Source organism: Rhizobium sp. CBN3, assembly GCF_030518245.1.
Taxonomy (GTDB): Bacteria; Pseudomonadota; Alphaproteobacteria; order Rhizobiales; family Rhizobiaceae; genus Rhizobium; species Rhizobium aethiopicum_A.
Genome location: NZ_JAULSE010000082.1, coordinates 1 through 1,056, shown reverse-complemented (window position 1 = coordinate 1,056; position 1,056 = coordinate 1). Strand labels below are relative to the sequence as shown.

The 1,056-nt window shown below is 59.8% G+C and carries 1 protein-coding gene; it reads right to left on the bottom strand.

Annotated features, from left to right (window positions below; genetic code table 11):
* Window positions 1–4: 4 nt before the first annotated feature.
* The gene (locus tag QWJ46_RS31030; protein ID WP_004673777.1) at window positions 5–973 is read right to left on the bottom strand and encodes an IS481-like element ISRel2 family transposase; all 969 of its coding nucleotides are present in this window, start codon (window positions 971–973) and stop codon (window positions 5–7) included.
* Between the last annotated feature and the right edge of the window lie 83 nt (window positions 974–1,056).

The window sequence follows — 1,056 nt, the reverse complement described above, 5'->3', positions numbered from 1 at the left end:
GCGACTAGATGTGGAGCCTCAACAGGTTGTCCTGGGTAAGAGCGAGCCTAGTGATTGGTGGTTTTGAGTTTAGACTTCCGTGAGGCCTGTGCCAATTGTAGCGATGAAGCCATCGTGGCAGTTCGGCGGCGCGCATGTCCGAGTTGGGATAGGCGACGGCGTAGGCCCACTCTCTGAGGGCGGTCTGGATGAAGCGTTCGGCCTTTCCGTTGGTTTTAGGCGTATATGGTCTGGTGCGAACGTGCTTGAGGCCGTTGTCGCGACAAGCTTGGCCGAATGGCTTTGATGTGTAGCAGGGACCATTGTCGGTCATGACGCGCTCGACCGCGATCCCGAGGCTGGCATAATAGGCCAATGCCGCCTTCAAGAAGGCCACGGCGCTTTCTTTCGTCTCGTCCGGCAATATCTGTGAGAAAGCGATGCGAGAGGCATCGTCGATGGCCACATGAACGCATTCCCAACCGGCGCCCCAACTCTTGCCTCTGCGCGAACTCTGGCGAGTGCGATCGCCGGTGATGCGGTGGCCGACCTCATGAAACCGGCCGAGCTTCTTGATGTCGATATGAATCATCTCGCCGGGAGCCTGGCGTTCATAACGACGCACAGGCTCGGCCGGCTCGATATCCTTGAGGCGGGAGTGGCCTGCGCGCTTGAGAACCCGGCTCACCGTCGCTGCAGATACACCGGTTTCGATCGCGATGTGCTTGCCAGTCAGGCGCTGGCGGCGAAGCGTGATGATGCGCTCCGCCAGCGCCTGACTGGTCTGCCGGGGCATGGCATGAGGTCGGGAGGAACGATCGAGCATCGCCTCTCGACCACCGGCCTTGAAACGCTCGACCCAACGGGCGACGATCTTGGCCGCGACGCCATAGGCCTGTGCTGCCTGAGCCTGGGTCAGATGCCCTTCGATAACAGCAAGCGCCATTTGTTCCCGGCGCAACGGCGTCAGTCGGGCATTCTTATGAATGTTCATTCGCGGCGATCCTTCCGACTCGAGGTGTGATAGCTCCAGTCTCCTAAATCCGCTTTGAATGGACAACCTCCCGAAAGCTCACA

What these genes read in the sequence shown, in the direction of transcription:
- QWJ46_RS31030 (WP_004673777.1), bottom strand. Translation starts at nt 973, where the DNA reads ATGAACATTCATAAGAATGCCCGACTGACGCCGTTGCGCCGGGAACAA.